General features: G+C 41.0%; 17 protein-coding genes and 2 pseudogenes. 7 read left to right on the top strand and 12 right to left on the bottom strand.

Annotation, left to right across the window (positions count from 1 at the left end; all coding sequences use genetic code 11):
* Nucleotides 1-60: 60 nt before the first annotated feature.
* Nucleotides 61-978, bottom strand: coding sequence for an AEC family transporter (locus tag V7L20_RS16700; RefSeq protein WP_334745152.1), 918 nt, complete (start codon nt 976-978; stop codon nt 61-63).
* A gap of 102 nt (nt 979-1080) precedes the next feature.
* On the opposite strand from V7L20_RS16700, the gene V7L20_RS16695 reads away from it, so the two are divergent.
* Together V7L20_RS16695 and V7L20_RS16690 are read left to right on the top strand one after the other, a co-directional pair.
* Entirely contained in the window at nt 1081-1884 is an 804-nt protein-coding gene (locus V7L20_RS16695; RefSeq protein WP_334745151.1) for a M15 family metallopeptidase, read from the top strand.
* Between the two features lie 75 nt (nt 1885-1959).
* The gene (locus tag V7L20_RS16690; protein WP_334745150.1) at nt 1960-3117 is read left to right on the top strand and encodes a DNA cytosine methyltransferase; all 1158 of its coding nucleotides are present in this window, start codon (nt 1960-1962) and stop codon (nt 3115-3117) included.
* On the opposite strand, the gene V7L20_RS16685 is transcribed toward V7L20_RS16690, so the two are convergent.
* The 3 genes from V7L20_RS16685 to V7L20_RS16675 all read right to left on the bottom strand — a co-directional run bounded on the left by V7L20_RS16685 (nt 3080) and on the right by V7L20_RS16675 (nt 5276).
* A complete protein-coding gene (locus V7L20_RS16685; RefSeq protein WP_334745149.1) occupies nt 3080-3829 on the bottom strand; it encodes a hypothetical protein in 750 nt (249 codons plus the stop codon). The two genes, V7L20_RS16690 and V7L20_RS16685, sit on opposite strands and share 38 nt — an antisense overlap.
* Nucleotides 3807-4058: a helix-turn-helix domain-containing protein gene (locus tag V7L20_RS16680; RefSeq protein ID WP_334745148.1), complete on the bottom strand. Its 252-nt coding sequence runs from the start codon at nt 4056-4058 to the stop codon at nt 3807-3809. The genes V7L20_RS16685 and V7L20_RS16680 overlap by 23 nt, the downstream gene beginning before the upstream one ends.
* A gap of 168 nt (nt 4059-4226) precedes the next feature.
* Nucleotides 4227-5276 carry a serine hydrolase domain-containing protein gene (locus tag V7L20_RS16675; protein ID WP_334745147.1) on the bottom strand — a complete coding sequence of 350 codons (1050 nt, stop codon included), beginning with the start codon at nt 5274-5276 and terminating at the stop codon, nt 4227-4229.
* 114 nt (nt 5277-5390) lie between these two features.
* Here V7L20_RS16675 and V7L20_RS32680 point away from each other — a divergent pair.
* The 3 genes and pseudogenes from V7L20_RS32680 to V7L20_RS16665 all read left to right on the top strand — a co-directional run.
* Nucleotides 5391-5610: pseudogene (locus V7L20_RS32680) on the top strand (IS701 family transposase); the annotation flags it as partial.
* A 143-nt stretch (nt 5611-5753) separates the two neighbouring features.
* On the top strand, nt 5754-5903 hold the full coding sequence (locus V7L20_RS16670) for a transposase (protein WP_334745146.1): 150 nt from the start codon (nt 5754-5756) through the stop codon (nt 5901-5903).
* Nucleotides 5904-5984: 81 nt separating this feature from the next.
* Nucleotides 5985-6695 (top strand): TonB family protein, encoded by a 711-nt coding sequence (locus V7L20_RS16665; protein WP_334745145.1) that lies wholly within the window; start codon nt 5985-5987, stop codon nt 6693-6695.
* Nucleotides 6696-7200: 505 nt separating this feature from the next.
* Here V7L20_RS16665 and V7L20_RS16660 read toward each other — a convergent pair.
* Complete coding sequence (locus V7L20_RS16660) at nt 7201-10920, bottom strand: DUF4912 domain-containing protein (protein WP_334745144.1); 3720 nt, start codon at nt 10918-10920, stop codon at nt 7201-7203.
* 971 nt (nt 10921-11891) lie between these two features.
* Between V7L20_RS16660 and V7L20_RS16655 the strand changes: the two genes are divergently transcribed.
* On the top strand, nt 11892-13508 hold the full coding sequence (locus V7L20_RS16655; RefSeq protein ID WP_334745143.1) for a DUF6798 domain-containing protein: 1617 nt from the start codon (nt 11892-11894) through the stop codon (nt 13506-13508).
* Between the two features lie 32 nt (nt 13509-13540).
* On the opposite strand, the gene V7L20_RS16650 is transcribed toward V7L20_RS16655, so the two are convergent.
* The 4 genes from V7L20_RS16650 to V7L20_RS16635 form a co-directional block, all read right to left on the bottom strand.
* Nucleotides 13541-14659: a precorrin-8X methylmutase gene (locus V7L20_RS16650; RefSeq protein ID WP_334745198.1), complete on the bottom strand. Its 1119-nt coding sequence runs from the start codon at nt 14657-14659 to the stop codon at nt 13541-13543.
* A 114-nt stretch (nt 14660-14773) separates the two neighbouring features.
* The gene (locus V7L20_RS16645) at nt 14774-15397 is read right to left on the bottom strand and encodes a hypothetical protein (protein ID WP_334745142.1); all 624 of its coding nucleotides are present in this window, start codon (nt 15395-15397) and stop codon (nt 14774-14776) included.
* A 3-nt stretch (nt 15398-15400) separates the two neighbouring features.
* Entirely contained in the window at nt 15401-15748 is a 348-nt protein-coding gene (locus V7L20_RS16640) for an STAS-like domain-containing protein (protein ID WP_334745141.1), read from the bottom strand.
* Nucleotides 15749-15993: 245 nt separating this feature from the next.
* Nucleotides 15994-16683: a hypothetical protein gene (locus V7L20_RS16635; protein ID WP_334745140.1), complete on the bottom strand. Its 690-nt coding sequence runs from the start codon at nt 16681-16683 to the stop codon at nt 15994-15996.
* Nucleotides 16684-16984: 301 nt separating this feature from the next.
* On the opposite strand from V7L20_RS16635, the gene V7L20_RS16630 reads away from it, so the two are divergent.
* The gene (locus tag V7L20_RS16630) at nt 16985-18901 is read left to right on the top strand and encodes a heavy metal translocating P-type ATPase (protein WP_334745139.1); all 1917 of its coding nucleotides are present in this window, start codon (nt 16985-16987) and stop codon (nt 18899-18901) included.
* A 246-nt stretch (nt 18902-19147) separates the two neighbouring features.
* Here the strand turns inward: V7L20_RS16630 and V7L20_RS16625 are convergent, their stop codons facing one another.
* From V7L20_RS16625 to V7L20_RS32675, 3 genes and pseudogenes are all read right to left on the bottom strand, one after another.
* The gene (locus V7L20_RS16625) at nt 19148-20416 is read right to left on the bottom strand and encodes a DUF7453 family protein (protein ID WP_334745138.1); all 1269 of its coding nucleotides are present in this window, start codon (nt 20414-20416) and stop codon (nt 19148-19150) included.
* A 49-nt stretch (nt 20417-20465) separates the two neighbouring features.
* Nucleotides 20466-20798 carry a hypothetical protein gene (locus V7L20_RS16620; RefSeq protein ID WP_334745137.1) on the bottom strand — a complete coding sequence of 111 codons (333 nt, stop codon included), beginning with the start codon at nt 20796-20798 and terminating at the stop codon, nt 20466-20468.
* A gap of 199 nt (nt 20799-20997) precedes the next feature.
* Nucleotides 20998-21147, bottom strand: a pseudogene (locus V7L20_RS32675) (efflux RND transporter permease subunit); the annotation flags it as partial.
* Nucleotides 21148-21282 lie beyond the last annotated feature (135 nt).

The raw sequence follows: 21282 nt of genomic DNA, 5'->3' as shown, positions 1-21282 counted from the left end.
ATTCATAAGATATGTTTTTCCTGGAGTTTTAAGGATTGATCACAGTCCATAAATCCAAAATCAAAATAGCCACAGCCAAAGTGGAAGAGTAAGCAGCAATAGTATAGCCCCACCAGCTAGGGCTGTAACTGCCAAATCACGATCAAGATTGAATGTCTCAGCAATTACCAGTGTGCCGAAAGCTGGAGGCATCGCCATTTGTAAAATAATTACCTTCGCTGTGGAACCAGTTAATCCAAACAGTGGTAAAATGCTGCCCAATATCAAGGGAACTAATAGCATTTTGATTCCCAAGCTTATGCCTGCTTGTGGTAAGCTACGCCAAGATTTGAGTAGCCCTAGTCGCATTCCTATTAACACTAGAGATAAAGCTACACTACTCCAAGCAAATTTCTCCAAGCAGAATTCTACTACTGTGGGAATTGTCGCTTCTCGAACCAGCAAACCAAATCCGAAACTCCATAGGGCAGGATTAATTAAGATGGCCTTAATAATCTGCCAACGATTCTGGACACCGCCGCCAAAACGGGCTGCTATTATAACACCCAAGCTATAAGCTCCTGGGAATGAACCTAACAAATCGTAAAATAGCGCCCAAGCAAAGTATTCCTTGCCTAGTATTGCTAAGGAGATGGGAAAACCAAGATATCCTGTATTACCCAACATTGCTGCTAATATCAAGCTAGCCTGAGTTGGTGGTTGGGGGACAGTCTTTTTAAAATAGGCTTGTACTTTAATCACTAACCAAGCTAAAAATGCTCCTAATAAAATGGCTAGGTAAGCGATCGCAGGTGCAATCCAAATTTGCCCCGACAAACTAGATTGACGCAAAAACGATACTATGCTTATGGGTACTCCCACCCAAAAAAGAAACTGTCCTAAACGTGTAGGAACTGTTACAGGTAGTTTGCGTCCCAGAATAAAACCTACCAGGACTAATCCTCCCAGCTTGACGTATAGTTCTAAAAGGTTTGTCAAGATTGCGCCTAAGAACCACAGATGTAAAATCCTACCTGTTACGTTTACTTTTGTCCAGTGCAAAATCTGTTATGGCTATCCCACAAAAACAGGAGTTTACCCTTGAATAAGGCAGGGTTTTCTGGAAAACCGCAAAATTCATCGAATGACTTTGGTGATGATATTCCAGTGGCTGTACGTGATACCCCTGATGCAACACCTAAAATTTGGTTGCAACCCCGAATTTTGCTGATTGGGGGAGTTGCAGGATTTGTTTTGCTGGCATTAATTGGCGTTTTTTTGTTTTTCGTCACAGTACCCAAAAAAACCGCCGATATTCAACCTTTACCAGCTACTTCTACTCCTACAACTCCAACAGCATCTAATAATTCCAGCGATACTGTGTTAGGGCATTTTCCATACCCAGAAGCCCCTGATTCAGAACTAGTAACCATCTCCCCAAATAGGGGCATTAGAATGCGAAAAGCTGCTGCCCAAAAGTTTGAGGAGATGGTAGCAGCAGCGCGGAGTGCAGGTGTAATTTTAGTACCAATTTCTGGCTTTCGCCCAGTCAAAAACCAAGATCAGTTGTTTTTTGGTGTCGGCGCCCAGCGAAATCAAACACCAGCAGAACGAGCTGCCCTCAGCGCTCCTCCTGGTTATAGCGAACATCACACAGGTTATGCTGTGGATGTTGGAGACGGAGCAGTACCAGCAACTGATACCCAAATTAACTTTGACCATACCAAGGCTTATCGATGGCTGCAAGCTAATGCAGCGCGTTTTGGCTTTGAAATGTCATTTCCTAAAGATAATGCTCAAGGCGTGAGTTATGAGCCGTGGCACTGGCGTTTTGTAGGCGATCGCGATAGTTTGGAAATGTTCTATAAAGCCAGAAATTTAAAACCCGCTAAGATACCTCAATAAAAGTTGAGCTAGGGATTACTATCTTTTATAAAGGAGTTGCTTGACGATAGTTAATGAATACTATAGTATTCATTAATGAAACACAAGATTATTGACTTATTTGCTGGTGCTGGTGGTTTGACAAAAGGATTTCACATGGCGGGCTTTGAATCTCTATGTGCAATCGATGTAGATGCAAAAGCCTTGGCGACATACAAACAGAACTACCCAAAAACTAAAATCATTCATCAAGACATACGTCAGGTTAGTCCTAATGAATTACGATTAGCGTTGGGCTTACGGCGAGAAGCACCAATACTGTTGATTGGCGGCCCTCCATGTCAGGGATTTTCTAGAAATATTCCTGCCGGTTATCGATACCTTAATGATTCCCGTAACCTGCTATATATAACGTTTTTGGAATTCGTAGAGGAGTTTAGACCCCTTTATGTTGTAATGGAGAACGTGCCTGAAATCTTGAAAGCTTACAATGGTGTAATTAGAGAAGAAATAACAGAAAAACTTGAATCATTGGGCTATAAAGTCGTCTCTTCATCATTGAATGCTGCATATTATGGTGTACCACAAACGAGAACCAGAGCTTTTTTTCTAGCTAGTCTAGATCGCTCTCTTCATTTTCCTGAACCAACACATTTTGGTGATATTAGGAGTGACTATAGAACTACAAAATCTTCTAATCAGCTTAATTTATTACAGGTAAATATTTCTCCACTTGTCTCAGTCAGAGATGCGATTGGAGACTTACCACCACTAGATGCAGGACAAGACTATGAGGCTGAAGTTTATCCTTCCGCTCCACAAACTACATATCAAGCGATGATGCGTCATCAAAGCATAAAAATTGTTAATCATGTTGCTCGTGCTTTGAGTCCAATTCAATTTTCAAGAGTTCGTGCTCTTTGTGAAGGACAAGATGCTAGGGACTTACCTTCTGAATTAGCTCCCAAGAAACACTACAGTGGTGCATACGGGAGGCTTTACTGGGATAAACCAGCAAGAACCATCACCAGATGGGTTTTTCATCCAGGATCAGGTAGGTTTTTTCATCCTACTCAAGATCGAACAATTACAATACGCGAAGCTGCAAGATTACATTCTTATCCAGATGATTTCCACTTTTTGGGAACATATACTGATATGGCTTCTCAAATTGGTGAATCTGTACCTCCTCTACTAGGTAAAGTCATAGCTTCATCTATTCTTCAGACCTATCCTCAGAAAATTGGGTATTGATTTGATCTTGCAAAGCAGAGAGAACTGTCTCCACATATCGATCAAGCGTGAGACGAGTTCTTTCAACTGTAATGCGAATCGCTTGTGTAGGAATAGTTCTAGCTTGAAAAAGTTGTTTCTGATTTTTATACCAAACTAATTCTATTTTGCCTGCAACGCTTCCCTGTAATCCAGCCCCCGATACCCCAGTAGTTCTATCTACTGTCCAAGCCCAAGAAAAAGTATTTGGGTCAAGAGGATTAAGTGGAAACTCACAGTAAATATACTCGTAGCCTTTGATAGTTTTCAGTAATATGCCTTTATAACTATTTACAACGCTTTGTGTTGCCTGACTCAAAATAATCTTCTGATTCCAATGTTGGATAATGGCTGATCCAAGCTCATTAGGCAAGGATTGCTCAGTCAGACCAGGAAAACCCAGTTGAACAGCCTTCTTTATGACATCTGCTCTCTGAATTACAAACAAAAATGGATTTGTAAAGTTGAGGCTATTCAGTTGGAGGGATTTGAGTGACCAACCAGTTTTAGTCACCAAGTCAACAGCATCGTAGAGAAGCTTGCTACGTCCTAAAGCGGGATCTGATAAAGGAATATCTTTAACATAATGAAAAATTGCTTCCCACGTATAATCTTCTATCGAGCCGATGACTGGAGATGCAATGGTAGCAATAATGGCTTGGCTTAATCTTTCAATCTCGTTGTCCGTCAACACTGAGGCATTCCTCTACAGCTTGTAAAAACTCGCTCATTGTCATATTTAAAGCATTGGTAATATGACTGAGAACTCTAACAGATGGACTTTTTAGCCCTCGCTCAAGCTGGCTAATGTAAGTCCTGTGCAGACCTGTCACTTCTGCAAGATACTCCTGTGACCAACCTTTTTTTGTGCGATGACGCTGTAGTTCTAGTCCTAAAATTTGGTCTAGTTTACTGGGCTGCATGAAGAAAAAGCCTAGTATTTTGAATACAAAAGTTCTACAGACTAAAGTATTCAATTGATACCATAAACTGATCTCTTTTATTGCCTTGCCCAAAGGCTTTTTGAATTTTGAACACTAGTAATCTATGTGATTAGTTCTAAGGGTTAGCAGAGTCAAGAGTAATTAGTTTTACTCCTTCTTTGCTAATGGAGGCTGAAGCACTAGTTCTGTAAGAACTGGACAGTAGTATTCAGCAATTTTTTTAGCGATCGCATCTGGTCGAGAAATTTTATCTAGATTGCAAAGTAAAATTACGGTAATTTTGTCATCAATAAAGCGGGTAATGTTACTTGCGAATCCTAAAATCGAACCATTATGACCAACTACTCGGCGATCACCATAATTGAATACCCACCAACCTAAACCTGCAACATATCTCAACTTTTCCCAATCATCGCCCTGATTGGGAAAATGAGGAGTCCACATTAAATCAAGGGTTGATTGCTTTAACAAAGTTGCACCACAAAGCGCCTGTTCCCACTTCACCATATCTTCTATACTGGAAAGTTGGCCTCCAGCAGAATAGGTAACAGAAGGACTGTAGTAAGGTTTGTTAACGAGTTTGCTGTTTGGCAACCGATAGCCAGCAGCCCGGTGTGGCACTATGTCTTTGGGATCATTCATTACAGTTGCCTTCATTTCCAAAGGAGCAAAAATCCGCTTTTGTAACAAATCTCCATAAGATTGTCCTGTTACCTTTTCTAGGATCAAACCCAGTAAATAGTAGCCTGTGTTGTCATAGGCGCTAAACTCACCCGGTTGAAACTTGAGGGGTAGGTGAGTAACTAGAGCCAAAATTTCAGATTTTGATAAATTAAGATGGGTAATTTCCCAGTAGTTTGGGGCATCGGTATAGCTAGGAATTCCAGACTGATGAGACAGAATATGTTGAATTGTGACATTTTGCCACGTTCGGGGTAGATCATCGAGATAATCTGCGATCGCATCTTCTAGCGAAATTATCCCTTGTTCCACTAGCATCATGATGGCTGTAGCAGTGAAAGTTTTACCAACAGATGCAATTTCATAAACTGTATGTTCAGTAGCCAGAACAGAGTGTTCAATATTTGCCAGTCCATAGCCCTTAACTAAAACAGGTTCACCTGACTGCACCACTGCAACAGAAAGTCCAGGAATCTGGTTTTGAGTCATTGCGGCTCGAATATACTCGTCAATCATAATCGGCAATGCTCAGTACAAGTGTAAAATGCCCCATGCCCTATGCCTAATTTTAGTGGTCTGTCTGATTAATTTTCAGGACTTATGTAACTGGCACAGTGCGATCGCTATTTTATGATATTTACTAAACTTAACAATTAGGTACTTATTAACTAGTCAGATTAATTATACTCTCACAAATTCGGCAGAGCATTTAGAACAGATTAGTCATGATAAAATTAATCGCTATCTCAAGAATGAAAAATTAACGCCACGGTTACTTTGGGATAATGTTAGAGATATGATTCAAATGAATGATTACGCATATCTAGTTTTTGATGACACAGTAATTGAGGTTCTCCTCTACTTATTGTGATAAGTTATATTTATATATTGAGTAAAGGTAGCAACATAAAATCGTATAAATCAAGATGGATAAGGCTTTGAAGATTTTTAATTACAAAAAAACTTAACTTTGGTGGAATAATTTCTGTCCAAGTGGCTGACTCAAGCTCAAGTCTTTTACAGAAAAGCTGTGCCACACTTCACACTCATTTAGACGGAATCTGTGACTATTTTATTAATAGAATAACCAGTGGTGTTATGGAAGGAATAAATAATAAAATTAAGCTAATTATACGCCAATGATCTCGATTTGCAAACTTTGAAAACCTCCGGTCACGCTTACTAATATGTTTATCTGATTAGTAAAAATATCACAATAAGTATATGAAATATTATCTATTTTATTTGCTTTCTCTGAGTACTAGCTTCTTAGTATTGATTGCTCAACCTGCATTAGCGCAAGTTACACAAATTACTGGAATTAAATACAAATTAACTGAAAAAGGTCTGGAAGTTATCTTAGTTACTCCTACGCTGACAAATTTGCTAAGTTTTCCTATGATACAAGATAATACACGTATATTTAATATAGCTAAAGCTCAATTGTCTTTACCTTGTGGTAGTAGATTCAGTCGAGATAATCCAGTAATAGGAATTCAATCTATTAGTGTGAGTTCTGAGAATAGCGATCGCGTTAGTATTGTAGTAACGGGTGACAAGAGCTTACCAAAAGTTTTTGTAACTGTAAGTCCAGCTAAAGTTGATTGTATAAAATGTAATTTTAAATATACAGACGAGTTAAGATATCAAGGCATTGAAGGACGAGCAACAGTAGTTTTAGATATTGATGAACAGGGTAATGTTATTAAGGCAAACTTAAATAGTTCTAGCGGTAATGCCCAACTAGATAATACTGTTCTAGCTCAAGTAAGAAACATGAAATTTATTAATAATGCTTGTGGAGAGAAAAATATTAGACTTAGTGCCAATTTTATTATCCAGGGTTCAGCTCTTTATCAACAAGCAGTTGAAGAATATAAACTAAGAAGACGTCAAGATGAGCGAAGACAAAATTTCAGAAATGAACAAAAGTAAATTAGAGGTCATTTATAAAGTAAAAATAAAATTATTGTAGGGTGTGTTAGGCGGATATTTCGATACAAGTGTCACGAGAAACATGACATGAGCGCCTAACGCACCATGTTATGAGGAGTGCGTTAGCCTATGGCGTAACACACCCTACTTAAGATTTACTTTATAAACCCACATTCTGCACCCTAACTGTCACAAAAAGGTTATTACTGACTACTGTTTCTTAAAAGATAGTAAAATAATACTTTAATTGTTTATGTAGCGAGATTATTTACCTACCCTAAATAATATTTATATTCTTAATAAGCAGGTGGTTTCATACAAGCAGAAAAAAACTGAAACTGGATTTCAAAGCCTCTCCCCCCGTGGGGGAGAGGAATGGAAGTGAGGGAAAAAGCCATGCCACAAAATGAGAAATCAAGACTTATGCATTTTTCTTTTTTCGTATGAAACTACCCTTCCCCCCTAAAAGGAGAATAGGGGTTCGAAGGGATAATTTAGGAAATTACTAGCTTTCGGAAGTTTCCTGGGAGAACTTCTTATGGATAGTTTTAGTAGATTCCCCATCAGCAGCTACCGTTATGAGATAGTCCATTAAACCATCTGAAAAGGGAAGACGTAGGTGGAAAGTACCATCGGGTTTGATTTTGATGGAATGGCCACCAATATTTACGCTTGTATTTGGTTGGGTTGCTCCGTGAATAATCAACTCAGCATCTGTTACAAACCAAAAATCTTCGGGGGAACGACTGAAAACCCGAATATTAGGTGAACGGGCTATGACTAACCAACGATCGCCATCGGCAATATAGCCAATTTCAACCATGTAGTCGTGATCGCTAACGGGAATAGCCACAAAGCGATCGCGTGTTACCTCTTCACATTCATACTGCTGTACAAGCTGGGGACTTTGATAACTCAAGTCAATCCCAGTCACATCGTAGAGCCGGACTACCAATTGAGAGCCGCCCTGTTGTCGCAATGCTTCGTTCTGAGCCTTGGAAATGTGCCAAGAGACATAAGCCCATTTGGGAGTGCGGGGTGTGAGCAAAATACTGCTCTCTTCTTCACTGCTCTCTTCTTGGATATCTGCCAAGCCAATAGCTGTTTCGCTTGCTAATGCTACATCTTCAATAGTGGAATCTGGATGAACAATAGCTCTTTGGCTTGCTAATGCTACATCTTCAATAGTGGAATCTGGATGAACAATAGCTGTTTCGCCTGCTAATGCGACATCTTCAACGGTGGGATTTGTAGGCACTGGACTGAAGACACGAATGATCGCTGAACGGGCGATGAACAACCAGCGATCGCCATCAGCGACATAGCCAATTTCAACCATGTAGTCGCGATCGCTAATGGGAATTTCCACATAGCGATCATGTTTTGTCTCGTGACATTCATACTGCTGGACAAACTGGGGATTTTGATAACTTAAGTCAATCCCAGTTACATCATACAGCCGCACTACCAATTGGTAGCCACCTTGTTGGCGCAGCGCTGCTTTCTTGGTTTCGGAAATCTCCCAAGAGACATCAGCCCATTGGTAAGTGCGAGGTGTGAGGACAATACTGCTTTCTTCTTCACTGATATCTTCTTGAGTGTCTCCTAAGTGAATATCTGTTTCATCCGCAATTGCCACATGATCAACTATGGGATCTGGATGCACTGGACTGAAGACACGAACAATTGCTGAACGGGCGATGAACAACCAGTACTCGCCATAAGCGACATAGCCAATTTCAGCTATGTAGTCGCGATCGCTGATGGGAATTTCCACCAAGCGATCGTGTGTTGTCTCCTCACATTCATACTGCTGTATCAGGTGAGGACTTTCATAACTCAAGTCAATCCCAGTTACATCGTAAAGCCGCACTACCAATTGAGAACCACCCTGTTGAAGTAGCATTGCCTTCTTGGTTTCGGATATCTCCCAAGAGACATGAGCCGATGTAGAAGTATGCGGTGTGAGCAAAATACTGCTCTCTTCTGCATCTGGCAAATCAACAGCTGTTTGGGCTGTGTTCGGCAAATTTTCAACCGTAGTATCAGTTTGTTCTTTGGCATCTAATCCAGAAATAGTAGTCCAGCCTGCAATTCCTACACCTGCTGCTAAAGCCGCAGCACCCGCTAAATTTGTGGAGTCATTTTCAGCAATACCTTCTTCAACAATGGGCTCTGCTTGAGATTCTTCTGGCAAATTGACAGTGGGTTCAGCTGCATCCGCTACTACATTGAATACATCTTCTTCTGATAATTCTGGCAAATCGTCGAGGAGTGAAGCTGTTTGTGCTGTTGATGCTTCTACATCGGCTGTCACTTCCTCAGACTCTGATGAGAGCAATTCATCTACTGAGTCTGTATCTTCAGTTGAAGTAATACTCTCTAACCAATTCAATTCTGCTTGAAGTTGCTCATCTATCTGATCTTCATTAATTTCTGTGTCCCAATATCCAAAATCAGATGTTACTTTTGGCACATCTGGTAATTCTGGAAGTGGAGCTGTCTCCTCAGATAAAGGCAGTTTTGCATCAGATTCTGGAATATTAAGCAGGTGAGGATATGAAGTATTTACTACAGCTGCTGGGGCTTCTATATCCCATTCAATTTCATCAGAATCGGACTCATGATTGTTTTCCTCAGTATAATTATTTAGATTTTCCGTCTCATAAATTGCATCTGTTTCTGTTTCTTTGTTGTTAAAGGCAGACCAACTAGCTGCCCCGATACCCGTTGCTAGAGCTGCACCATTAGTTAAAGCTGCTGCTCCCAAGTTGTTATTTTCTGAGCCATTAGCTACGCCTGATGTTGTGTCTTCATAAGAATTAGAAGTACCATTAGTTCCCTCTCGGACTAAATTTGATGTCCCTTGAGTAGCATTCTGGGTTAGGTTAGATTCTGTTTGTTGAGCATAGATGTTGAAAGGAGTGCGATCAGGGCTTTCTGGCTCTTGCAAGTGCGGCACTGGCTGCTCCTCAAGCATCGTTTTGTTAATGGAGGGAGATGTGCTGGCGTTGAGGACTGCCATTGCTCCATCTTCTGTGCTGGGTGGACGAGGATCTGATTCTGGTAAGTTGTCTGTTTTCTCGGTAGGCAATGGGCGTTTTCCTAGAATCCACCATAGAAACGCTCCAGCTACAGGAGCAAAAAACAAAGGTAAAAGCAACCAAAATGGTGTTTCTCTATTGACAATTGGACTGGGCTGTGCAGTAGCGGGAGCCACAAATGGCTGTTCGGCAAATGCAGAAGTAGTTGCACCAGGGGAAGGTGTAGCAGCAGGTGTCGTCTGCACACCGGAGGAAGCCGTGACAGGTTGTAATGCGTTGGTTGCGATCGCCTCTGCTTCGGTAGTTCTACCTTGTTTTATAGCGTTCTTTCCTGGGTCTGCAAGGGTAAAGCCGAGAAAATCTACTGTGCTTAAACTCGGATTTTTTTTGTAAACGTAAACTAAAGGTTGCGAGAAGGGATATTTCTCATCATCTGGTAAGGCTTTATCTAATTGCAGAACTCGCACACCTTTCAATTTTGACACGTCATTAGCTAATACATAACTGATGCCGTCTTTGCCCAGTTGTTTAATGATTTCTGCTGTATTATCCTCAGTTAGTTGGGTAGCATTGGGCCCTGTGGCAAATTCAGCAGTCTTGAAAGCTGGATAAGAGCGAAAAGTATTGCGAGTTTCACTGGTGTTAGGGTGATCGATTAACCGAATCTTCCCTGAAGGACCTCCTAATTGTGACCAGTTTGTAATTTGTCCCCGGAAAATCCGGGCGAATTGCTTATTAGTCAAGTTTCCTTTGAAAGGATTATCTGCACTAACCACGATCGCAATTTTCTCACGGTGCAAGCGAAGTTGCTCTAGTCCTTGGGCTTTTTCTGCTGGCGTCAACCCACGCCCCATTGCTGCTATATCGATTTTGCCATCTAACAATTCTTTCAATGCCGTATCAGTGCCGTTAGCAGCAACTTCAACCTTTGCACCAGAAAACTGTTTTTCAAAATTTTCTTTCAGGCTTTGGTTGATTGCACCCAAGCTACTTGAACCATCAATCCGCACTGTCGCCCCATTCTGCACTGTTTGCGGCAGTGTAAAAGAGGGAGCTTCAGGTTTAGATTGTGCCAGCATGGGTTCTGACACCAGTAAACTTGCTGCCATAGGGGTGGTAGCTAAGGTAAGCCATAATACCAATCTGACTATCGAAGTATCTTTTTTTTCTTGTTGCCACATAAGCCCTTTATTAAAGTAAAAAATAGAAAGCCTGCCTTAATCTTTATCTTTTTATGGATTATGCAGGAGACGCGCTAATTATACATCCCTGTTATATTTCTTATCAGTTATTGTAAATATTTGTGTCACTGCCGGAGGCAGGGGAGCAGGGGGGAGGCTTGGACGGAGCTTGTACTTTGCCCAACCCAAGGCGTCCTTTATGACGGGGCTTGATACCCCTGTTTTGCTTTGCTCCACCGCAGGCGGGAAGGACTTGCTCCCCTGCTCCCTTCCCTCTTCCCCCCTGTCTCTTCGGTCACTATATACCTGGTCTGACTTTAACTGTTTCTACTTTGCTGGACAAAATTTAGTTAAATAAATCTTGGGTTCACATGTTATTTTTCACCAGATGTCTAATGATAGTCATGGTTGAAAAATTAGCTAAATAAATAATAAAGATAGTATATAGCGGTTCTCGCATGAGTAAGGTACAGAAATAGGACTTACACATCAGCAACGAAAAATCAAGGGTTTGGGCTGGGCATTGGTCATTAGGCACTTGTACTGAGCTTGTCCTGAGCGTAGCCGAAGGGCGTAGTCGAAATATTGGGCATGGAAAATTCACCGATGCCCCATTCCACGCTGCGCTATGCCTAACTCAACGAATAAGTGTACTGCGTAAGTCCTGAGAAAAATAATTAACCACAGATGAACACACATACTCATAAAGACACGGCATTGCCATGTCTCTACCCAATACCCATTGAAATGAGATATCGCTATAAACAGATTAAATATATTGTTTGGCATCAAATTAAATAGTTACTAGTTAAAATAATTAGGTTTAAGTGCCCCAATATATCAGTAAACAGTTAACTATAACTGTTTTAAATTCCTACTATCCACTTAATAACTGTTGACTAATCACTAGTTTAAGCTTTACTTAAATAGTGTAATAATTAGACAATTTAGGTCTTTCTAAGATGTTTAAATTGCTAGTAATAAGCCAACAAAATCTACACAAAAAATCAGCTTTGGCAGATCCGGTCTGGCTAGTATTAGAAATCATTGCAGTCTTGGCATTAATCTGTCTGAAGGAATTGTTGTTTGATATCATGGCAAGAAATGATATTGATGCTTTACCTTTAGCAAGACAGTTCGCTTATCCTAGCTGGGTTCCGGGAGATTGGTCTGTTAACCAACCACCTGTTTATCGAGTTTTGTTTCAAACTTTATTTGGCTGGCTCATAGGAAGCTGGGGGTTTCTGGCTAGTTCGATAATAGGACGTTTATTTTGCTATAGCTTGATCGCTTGGGGATTAGTACTAATAGGTCGAAGACTGGGATTGAATTTGCTTTTACTGATGTTGGCTGTTGCAATGTTTTTCTCAGGAGATCAAGGTGTTGCTGCTGGGGAAAGGATTATAGGAGCGTTAGAAACGAAGATATTTGCTTATGCTATGGTTTTGTTGGCTATAGCGTTTATGTTAAGGAAACGTTATCGGCTGACGGCTTTTCTGTTAGGGCTAGGAACTTCATTCCATGTTTTGGTAGGCGGTTATACAACTCTATTTGTACTAGGGTGGGTGATTTTAAGACGAAAAACCCGTTTTCCTAGTATGCGGGAATTGGGATTTATTGTTCCGTTATACCTGATAACAAGTGTATTTGGTCTAAAAGCGATAATCGAAGACCTGTCCAGTCCAACCCCTACAAGCCCCATATCGATTTCTTATATATATGTCTTTCTTAGGATGTCCCACCATCTGAATCCCTTATCATGGCCTGCATATTGGTGGATAATTCCGATATTTTTTCTTGTAATGCTTGTGAGCAGTGCTGGCGTCCTTTGGTTCAATCGTCCAACTAAAGAGCTGTCTGAACAATTTGAAAAGTACGAAGCTCGTATAGGACTATTTGAGTTCACGCTGATCAGTTTAATCCCCTATTTACTGGGAGTAGTGATTGCTCCATTCGACTCTCAAGGAAGCTTGCTACAATATTACCTTTTCCGCGTAGGTGATGTAATGTTGCACCTCAACGCCTGTTTTTTGTTTATCTGTGCTTTGGATCAAATCTTCACAAGTAGAAAACAACAAAAAGCGTTGTTATTTCTATGTAGTCTGGCGCTAAGTATAAGCATTGTCAAAGGATTCCATAACTTTCAGAAAGATTTTCAGTCTACACTTAATTTTCCTAACGAAGTGCAGGAGGTAGATCCACAGTGGAAAGATATGGCTGCTTGGGTGCGAAAAAATACCCCAAAAAATGCCATATTTATATCTTCACCAGTTGAATTTGCTAACTTCATCTGGCTGAGTGAGCGTCCAACCATTGCTAAATATAAGCTCATGGCTCAGACTAAAACTGGGACATTAGAATGGTTTTCACGGATGCGTGACTTGAGTGGTAACTTTAATGGGGTTGATCCATTAACTCAATTTAATGAAAAACTACTTACAGACGGCTACAATAATTTGACAACTGACCAGGCTAAGGCACTAATCATAAAATATCATGCTTCGTATTTAGTAACTCGCATTCAACATCGTTTAAATATGCCAGTTGCTTACTGTAATAAATCTTATGTTCTATATAAAAAACAGTAAGATTAGAGCTACTAAAAATTGATAATTTATAACTATGAATTATTTTGATTGAGATAACAATGACAATCTGGTTTATCAATCAATGACTCTACCAAGGTATTCAGGGCAGTAGCAGCTAAAGCGCCACCTCCTAAAGTGCCTGCAACTGTAATAAAAGGTATCTCTTGTTGCATCAGTTGTCGCTTGGCTGCGGGAGCATGGCTAAAGCCAATGGGCATTCCAATTACTAATGCAGGCTGAATTTTCTGGTTGGTAATCGCCTTACAAACTTCTACAAGTACTGAGGGAGCATAACCAACTACTAACACACAACCCTTACTTACTTGCTGCAATTTTTCTCGCCATTCTTGATGCTGCCAAAAGGCAACTTCTGCCTCTGTGGCGGTGGTAATATGCGGATTATCAATCAAGGTTTCAAATTGGCATCCCAAGTGAAGTAATCGGGTTTGATCCAAAGCAGCGGCAACCGTTTGGGTATCGACAACAATTTGACAGCTTGAAGATAAAGCTTCTCGACTGGCTGCGATCGCATCTCGACTCAATTTAACAAAGGACACCAAACTAACATCACCACAAGCCAAAACTAACTGAGAAATTAAGTGTTGTTCAATTTCCGAACGGTGAGATAAATCAGGTAATAAGCGTTGTAGGGATTCTGAAAAAGCTTCCGAGTGCGTATGAATTTCAGCATCCAAGCCACTCCAGAGATTTTCCAATCCTCCCAATCCGGCTTGAGTTTCAACATCAAGTAACTTCAGTTGTGCCAAAACTTTCGCCTGCATAATTTGACAATGGCGATCGCGCCCCAATAATCCTTCTAATGCTGATGCTGTTTGTCGCAGTTGAGAAATTTGTTGCATCACCGCCCGATATTGCTGCTGGAGTTGTCCCATCAGGTTAACAGTTGTGTCGGCTTCTGGTTCCACCTCCAAAATATTGCGGATATGGTTTAGCTGAAACCCTTGCTGCTTGAGTGCTACAATCCTTTGCAACCGGAGAACATCTTTTTTGGTATAGAGACGGTAATTGCTAGGCGATCGCACTGGTTGCGGTAGCAGTCCCAATTGATGGTAATGTCGCACCATCCGCGCAGTTAAACCGCCGCCTACCAGGTGCGTTAACTGCTTAATTGTCAGTTCGTTACTTTTGATTTCCACGAATTATGGTCTTAATAAAGATTAATTATTGTCAAAGGGGCTTTTAGAAAAGGCGATGTCTGACGACAAGCCACTGCGTGTCTACGCTTTTAACCTAGCTTAGTTAAACTATCTGCTAACCAATAATTTTTTCTGCCTATTAGCTTCTTGGATAACGTTGCTGTTGCTCGTAAATACCTGAATATCGGGAACAACAGCATAATCCATATCATCTGTAATAATTTTAATTTTCCCCGCTCCGGCTCTGCTAATAGCTTCAAGAAGTAGTAAGTCATAGCCATCAACAGCTTGGGTTTGGAATCTGTTTAGTGCTGCATCGGTTGTTGCGTCATCTACTGTCAGATCAACAGGAACAGCAAGCGCCTTAACCTGACTCCAAGCTGACTGAACTTCGGCAACAACATTCATCCGTTCATTTGGGTAATTATGACGGTATTCTTTAAGTGGCAAAGACCCATTTGATTTTGTATAAATGTTATATTTAGTTTTCTCAATGATATGAGCAAGTTCAGCCAAAATTAGTCCAGAATATGTCAGTGTGGCTCCATTTAAAAGAGCTTGATTGATATATTTGAGATAATTGCTGAATCTGGAAGTTTGAGTACCAAACCCAGCATTTGTATAAGTCTGCCAAAACCAGACGTTAGTATCTACAAGAAAAATATCACCCTGCTGTGGATTATCAGTTTTGATGTCGATGATATCAGCTTGGATATTAAGATTGACCACCATGCTTTAAAAAGTTGCAGCCTGTTCTGCGAGCGCTGCATCAACCGCATTACGAAATTGCTCATCAGAATAGTAATGCTTCGCATTGGCAATCACACGTTCAAGAACATTCCACCCCTCAGAATTTATAGCAGTGAACTCAACCAACCGATTAAGGTTATCTGCTGGAATATCCTTCAAGAGATGACCGATCGCAAAGTTGAAAAAGGGAGACGCAAAGACCTGAACTCCAGTAAAATCTAATTCTACAGGGTTGCCAGAAAGCAGAACAGGATGAATCTGGTCATATACCTTCTGCCCACTCTCAGCGCTGATGGCGTATTTCCCGACTAAATCAAAAATTTTGTATGTCATTCCTCTATGTCCCTATTTAAAATAACCGCTTCTTAAGTTGATGAGCTTCAGTTGCTAGGCAGTAGTAAGATTCATCACACCGAAGTGCAATATTAATCAGGGTTCCCTTAAACTTAGTACATTTGTTCTGATATATAATATTATCGCCTATATTGACATATCCGTCATTACTAAAGATTGTAAGGTTTCCATGATTTTTTACGATGAACTCTTGCAATAAATTTAAGCCTGCACCACGAGAGATACTAGATACTATCTTGCTTAGTGCTATTTCCCGGCTTGAACGCCCACTGTAGAGCCTCATTAGCAGTCTTGTCTAAGTTCTGAGGTAGAGAGCGAACACTAGTAGGGATACCAATACCAAAGTCGATGACCGTCAGATGAAGAAAACCAAGTTTGGGGTAGTGCTGACCGCAGCTGAACACCCCCATAGCAGATTGACTATGATCAAATGCATTGAAATATATCTCTAAGACTCGCCCTGTAATTGCATCTTGTAGTCTTGGACTAATGTTGACCCAATCTTTGCCGAACCAATTATATTTCAGGTAATCTGCAATAGCACTCATATCCTGCTGAAGATCATTCCGGTAAGGTATGGAGTTGCCATCCCAGGGTTTCCTGTCAAAGCCGAAATCATACAAGAAGCCATTCTGAGCTAAGTTCATCCGAATTTTGTCTGGAAGTGTATTCCAATCGAAAGCGACAGAGCCGCCACGAGCTTCGATAAGACGGAATAGTCCCCCCAAAAAGGCAACGCCGTAGTGTCCCAAGAACTCGCAGTAGTGAAAATCTACCCTGATATTTAAGCAATCTTGGGGTAGCTGCTCAATTTCATCCCTGAGTTTAAATAACTTATTAAAATGATGGGGATTGTCATCAATCTTGGTTACATAAAGAATTAAATTTGGTTGGTTTTTAGTCTCTAACAGCAAGATAACTCCGACTATTACAGATATTTATTAGTCATTTATATCTTGAACTTTAACACTGGTATCAACAAGATTTAGCACTTTTTTTGCGATCGTGGAGCGTGCCACAGGCAATTGCTTTCATCCTCTGATCAGAAATTTGAAGGTTTACAAATTAGCGCACCATACCCAGAATAAAATACACACTTACAGATAAAATCATTCTGCGAACCTACTTACTCTGCGTTTCAAAATAATTATAACCCTTGACATTAACATTAATGTCAAAGTTTAGCCTAAGAGAGTCCCTGTTAATTCACCTCTCATGCTTTATCCCCAACGTTTGGGCCAATTCACCAGAGAACACGCAGATACCGTAGCTGCACTTTTGTGTGGATTCCTATTATTTCTCGGATGGTTCGCCTTGCATCTCGGTTGGTTGGGATTGGCATTCCTGCTACTACCTGCTGCTTATGTAATTGGTGGTTACGAAAGTGCGCGGGAGGGATTGACTACTCTCTTCAAAGAAAAAGAACTCGATGTAGATTTGCTGATGATTGTGGCGGCTATTGGTGCTGCTAGTCTGGGCTTATGGCGAGGAGAATATCATCTAATTATTGATGGGGCAATTTTGATTCTGATTTTTGCTATCAGTGGCGCAATAGAAGGTTATGCTATGCAGCGAACTGAGCAAAGTATCAAAAGTTTAATGAGCTTGACACCAGATACAGCCAGGGTTTTGCTTCAGGGAAAGGAAGAGGAAATTCCTATCAGTCAGTTAAAAGTGGACGATCAAATTGTCGTCAAACCTGGAGAGTTAATTCCTACCGATGGGATAATTTTATCTGGTTACAGCACCCTCAATCAAGCTGCAATCACAGGCGAGTCTTTACCTGTAGAGAAAACAGTGGGCGAAGAAGTATTTGCCGGCACACTCAACGGCTATGGTGCATTGCAGATTAGGGTACACAAACCAGCCCAAAGTAGTTTAATTCAGCGTGTGATTCGCTTGGTAGAACAGGCAAAGACTCAAGCACCACCTTCGCAAGAGTTTATTGATCGCTTTGAAAAAGGATATGCCAAAGTCATTGTAGTAGCTGGGATATTACTGGCAACTTTACCGCCATTTTTTTGGGGTTGGGATTGGGAAACGACGATTTATCGCGCCCTTACTTTCCTAGTGGTAGCTTCTCCCTGTGCGCTGATGGCTGCAATTATGCCCACCCTGCTGTCGGGAATTGCCAATGGTGCAAGACAGGGGATTTTGTTTAAAAATGGGGCGCAGTTGGAGAAAATTGGCAAAGTCCGAGCGATCGCATTTGATAAAACTGGTACTCTCACAACAGGACAGGTGCAGATATTCCAAGTAATTTCAGCTAGTGCATACATACAAGCAGATGTATTGAAAGCCGCCGCTAGTGTGGAATCTTATTCAGAACATCCCATCGGTAAGACAATTGTGCAGGCGGCTGGTGATTTGGATTGGGTTGGTACAATCCAAGTGCAAGCCATACCTGGACAAGGAATTGTCGGAATCGCCCAAGAACAACAGGTAATTGTAGGAAATGCCGTTTTTGTACAAAAGTATGTCACAATTTTACCTAAAGAATTGCGAGAAATGGCTCAATCTTTAGAGCAAGAAGGTAAAACTGTCGTTTGGGTAGCACAGGGAACCAGGGGAGCAGAGGTAATGGGTATAATTGCGATCGCAGATGAAGTAAGATCGCAAGTAGCCGCAACCATTACCCAATTAAAGAAATTGGGAGTTGAACAAATTGTCATGTTAACCGGAGATAATCAAGAAACTGCTCACAGTGTCGCTAAAGCAGTAGGAATTGATCGGGTGTATGCTCAACTCTTACCAGAAGATAAGCTTGATGTTATTCGCCGTCTACAGCAAGAATATCAAACTGTGGCAATGGTGGGTGATGGGATTAATGATGCACCACCTCTAGCCCAAGCATCTGTGGGTATAGCAATGGGTGTATCTGGTAGCGATGTCGCATTAGAAACCGCAGATATAGTACTGATGGCAGACAGGTTAGAAAAAATTGCTGTAGCGATGCATTTAGGCAGGCGATCGCAATCCATACTCAAACAGAATATATTCGTAGCATTGTGTTTGATTATGTTGCTTTTGGTGGGCAACTTTCTGGGAAATATTAACCTACCCATCGCCGTGATTGGGCATGAAGGTTCTACAGTGTTAGTTACCCTTAGTGGTCTAAGATTGCTGAAATAAAGCACTCTTTTCTCTGTGTCGCGCCAGTTGCTACCCTTCTCCTGACGGAGACGCTGCGCGAACGGGAACGCTAAGAGCGAACAAGTCGGGGAACCGCAAGGGCGCACTGGCTTCTCTGCGCCTCTGTGGTTGGCTGAATTCGGTAGGAGAAAGGAGGTAGAGGGCAGTATTCCTCTTTTTTTAACTGCCCTTAGTTTACGTTTTTTATATTTAACTATTTATTTTGAATGCGTGAATTTTGAATTGTTATATCTGTTTTAGTTTTCTTTTGAGAGTTAAACCTGTGCCTAAAGCGCCAAAAGCTAGTAGACCTAATGTGGAAGTAGATTCGGGAATTGATTTGGAAACTGGATCGGCACGGAAAACACCTCTGAAAGTCTTACCACTGTCATCTATAAAGTCTGCCAAGAACGAGATTTGACCAGAATTATTTAGATCCCCGAACAAAAGATTGGTAACAGTACCTCCTAAAAGGGAGTCCCCAATGGCAATCACTTTATCTGCAACGGGGTCTGATCCTGTAAAAATACCGTCGTTAAAAACATTTTCTGCCCCATTACGTAATGTTGCGCCGAAAGCTACTTGATTGTTGTCATTAATTGCGTTACCAAGAAAGCTGCTAAAGGAGCTACTAGTGTCAGCAATAGTGGTAATTTCTTCACCATTGCCTGTAAATATCCCTGTTTCCCCGTCCTTTAGTAAAGCTCTAAATATCACTGTTCCTGTATTATTAATGCTAACATCAAAAAATGCATTCAAAAAGAAACTAGTATTATCAGCGATCGTTGTAATTGTCCCATCTTTAATCGTGAAAAGACCTGATATTCCATCTTTTAATGAAGCTTGAAAAGCCACTACATTAGCGTCATTAATTGCAGGGGGTTGGTCGAAAAATCTAAATAGTCCGTTAGTATCCACCACAGTTGTCAAAGGGCCACCATTGCCAGTAGCAATAGCGCCATTATCAAAGTCAAAGTCCTTTGAAAGACCGAAAACTAATGTGCCACTATTGTTGAACGCACCGGATGATACACTGGGGACAAACAAACCGTCGCTTGATGTAACAACTGTGGTAACATTCTCACCGTTACTTATTAACAGTTCATTTTGAGGCTCACTAATATTTCCGAAGGCTACTGTACCACTATTATTAATTTCAAGACCATCTATAGAATATGAGTGTGATAGTTTAAGGACAGTGGTAAATGCTCCGCCACCGTTGCTAGTAAAGATGCCTTCAACGATGCCTTGCTCTTCTTGAAAGGTGCTAACACCAAAAGCTACTGTACCATTATCGTTGATAGGGCCACCACCGACATCGAAATTGGTATCGGGGAAGCCACCACCGACACCAAATAAGTCCTTAAAATTATCCCTGACGTTAACGATTGATGTAAACGTAAAGTTGCCAGCTTGTGCTGAGTTAACATCTATCGTTACTAAACTTAGGAAAGTACCAGCTATTGCAGCTAAAATTTTAGGATAACTATTCATGTAAATATTTGTTAATTGCATTACTTTATTTTTGTCCAAGTTACTTTTATCAGAAAAGTAGACATATAATCTATATTTTGATAGGAATAAAAAGGCGAGATTTAAAATATTGAGTCCAGCAACACAGCACCATGATTTGGGTTACAGATGCTTCAGGAAGTTGGGTATCACCTTTATAACATGAACCTATCACCAGCTTTACTAGGTACAGCATTTCATTAATTTGTAGCGAATTAAATTTAGCAATACCCTGCAATGCTAATGCATCGGCTGACAATGCTAATGTATCAGCTAACAATGCCAATGCATCGGCTAACAATGCCAATGCATCGGCTGACAAAGCTAATGCATCAGCTGACAAAGCTAATGCATCAGCTGACAATGCCAATGCATCGGCTGACAATGCTAATGCGTCCTTTACGGTAGCTTGCGGGAAGCCGAAGCGTCTACGTTAAAAAAATTGACTCTGAGCGAAGCCGAAGGGTCAACAGTGAGCGACTCGTGCCGACTTGTACTCTCGCGCGTCGAAGTAGAGAAGCCGAGCCAAGCCGAACTGTTGACTTTGACGAAGAGTTTTAGCCTTAACCCAAGCGTATTGCGTTATAGTTGGAAGTTACACTGATTTGAGTGAGAGTAATTTCTGGGAACCTAGCGATCAGTAGTGACGGAATGCTGATTAATCCAATTAAAAGAATGACGATCGCACAGACCGATGCAAAGATTGACCGCTTAATAAAGAAGTCAACAAACATGGTTTAAAAAATTGGGCATTATTGGTATTTGGCATTAGGCATTGAAAAGAGGCAGAGGGGCAAAGTGCAGGGAGCAGAGGGGAAAGAGCTAATTTTTTATTCTTCCTCTGCTTTGTGCTTCTTCATCTCCTCACC

Source organism: Nostoc sp., from assembly GCF_036916735.1.
GTDB lineage: Bacteria > Cyanobacteriota > Cyanobacteriia > Cyanobacteriales > Nostocaceae > Nostoc.
Note: the sequence above shows the minus strand (reverse complement) of the source record. Positions and strands in the feature narration are given on the sequence as shown.

Excerpts from the sequence above, each read along its gene's own strand:
- V7L20_RS16690 (WP_334745150.1), top strand. The coding sequence starts at position 1,960 with ATGAAACACAAGATTATTGACTTATTTGCTGGTGCTGGTGGTTTGACA.
- V7L20_RS16630 (WP_334745139.1), top strand. The coding sequence starts at position 16,985 with ATGCTTTATCCCCAACGTTTGGGCCAATTCACCAGAGAACACGCAGAT.
- V7L20_RS16675 (WP_334745147.1), bottom strand. The coding sequence starts at position 5,276 with ATGATTGACGAGTATATTCGAGCCGCAATGACTCAAAACCAGATTCCT.
- V7L20_RS16680 (WP_334745148.1), bottom strand. The coding sequence starts at position 4,058 with ATGCAGCCCAGTAAACTAGACCAAATTTTAGGACTAGAACTACAGCGT.
- V7L20_RS16625 (WP_334745138.1), bottom strand. The coding sequence starts at position 20,416 with ATGCAATTAACAAATATTTACATGAATAGTTATCCTAAAATTTTAGCT.
- V7L20_RS16645 (WP_334745142.1), bottom strand. The coding sequence starts at position 15,397 with ATGGTGGTCAATCTTAATATCCAAGCTGATATCATCGACATCAAAACT.
- V7L20_RS16640 (WP_334745141.1), bottom strand. The coding sequence starts at position 15,748 with ATGACATACAAAATTTTTGATTTAGTCGGGAAATACGCCATCAGCGCT.
- V7L20_RS16665 (WP_334745145.1), top strand. The coding sequence starts at position 5,985 with ATGAAATATTATCTATTTTATTTGCTTTCTCTGAGTACTAGCTTCTTA.
- V7L20_RS16660 (WP_334745144.1), bottom strand. The coding sequence starts at position 10,920 with ATGTGGCAACAAGAAAAAAAAGATACTTCGATAGTCAGATTGGTATTA.